This is a genomic window from Curtobacterium sp. B8, assembly GCF_000333315.1.
In the GTDB taxonomy this organism is placed as follows: Bacteria; Actinomycetota; Actinomycetes; order Actinomycetales; family Microbacteriaceae; genus Curtobacterium; species Curtobacterium luteum.
Genome location: NZ_BACW01000001.1, coordinates 1 through 1169 on the forward strand (window position 1 = coordinate 1; position 1169 = coordinate 1169).

A 1169-nucleotide genomic window follows, 5' to 3' on the forward strand; every position below is an offset into this window, starting at 1 on the left:
GCGGTCTCCGGCCGCTCGACCCCCGATCGCGGGGATCGCGACGCGGACCGGCGTCGCCGTGGAGACCGCTGCCGGGGCAGCGGGGTCCTGGAACCCGTCGGCAGCGGAGGCCGAGCGGCCCGCCGAGTCCGACCGGCCCGCGGAGTCCGACCGGCCCGCCGACGCCGATGCCGACGCGGCGGCTGGGGCTGACGCGGCACGGTTCTCGTCCCCGTTCGACGCGGCGACGGCCACCCCGGCCACGGCGCCGCCGGCGAGCACCACCGCGACGCCGATCGCGATCGCCAGCGTCCGTCGACGGCCGTGCGTGCGCGGCTCGTCCGGAGTCCGGTGCGACGCCGTCCGGCGGCTCACGAGTCGCTCCCGGAGCTGGTCGCGCACCCGCCGAGGACGTCCGAGGTGAGCATGGTCGCGCCGAGCGCAGCCCATGCGTCCCCGTAGTACGTCGGCGTCGTCGCGGCGGTCCGGTCCGCACGCTCGAGGTCGGCGCGGGCGGCGGAGTCGCTGCCGGCGGCCTGCTCGGCAGCCGCGCGCGCGGCGTAGGCGAGTGCGTTCGTGTCGCCGGTCACGGCGGTCCCGCCGAGGTCGAGCTGCGCCGCGAGCTGGGTTGAGCGCCGGAGCGTCGGGGCGATCGAACCGGCCAGGCGCCGGTCGGCGCTGCTGCACGCCTCGGCGTACCGCAGCGGCAGCCGCATGGCGTCGTAGCCGTAGAGGACCCGCCCGTCGTCGGCCGAGGTCGGCATGGGGTCCACCGACCCGTCGGCGTGCACCTGCGACCAGTCGCTCGGCAGGTCGGTCGCGTCGAGGAGCGAGGCGGTGACGGTGCGCGAGCCCGCCTCGAGCTCGCGCCACCGGTCGTCGCCGGTCGCGCGGGCGAGGATCCGGTACGCGGCGGGCGAGGCGTAGGAGGCGTCGTAGCGGTACGGTTCCTCGTCGGCCCACGGACCCGCGAGGAGGATCCGTCCGGCGTCCGTCTCGACCGTCTCGTGGTCGAGGATCGCGGCGGCGATCCGCTTGCCCGCGGCGGTGTAGCGCGGCTCGTCCCAGGCCTTCCCGGCGAGCACGAGCGCCCGTGCGGCATCGAGGTCGGCGTCGCTCGCGGACTGCTCGTCCGCGACGCCGCCCTTTCGGCGTCAACGCCCAGCGAGGAGGTCGTCGGCGGTCAGCAG

General features: G+C 77.1%; 2 pseudogenes. Both read right to left on the reverse strand.

What is annotated here, in order from left to right:
• A pseudogene (locus I59_RS00005) lies at positions 1-354 on the reverse strand (hypothetical protein); the annotation flags it as partial.
• Positions 351-1106, reverse strand: a pseudogene (locus I59_RS00010) (glycosyl hydrolase family 8); the annotation flags it as partial. The pseudogenes I59_RS00010 and I59_RS00005, both read right to left, overlap by 4 nt.
• Positions 1107-1169: the final 63 nt, after the last annotated feature.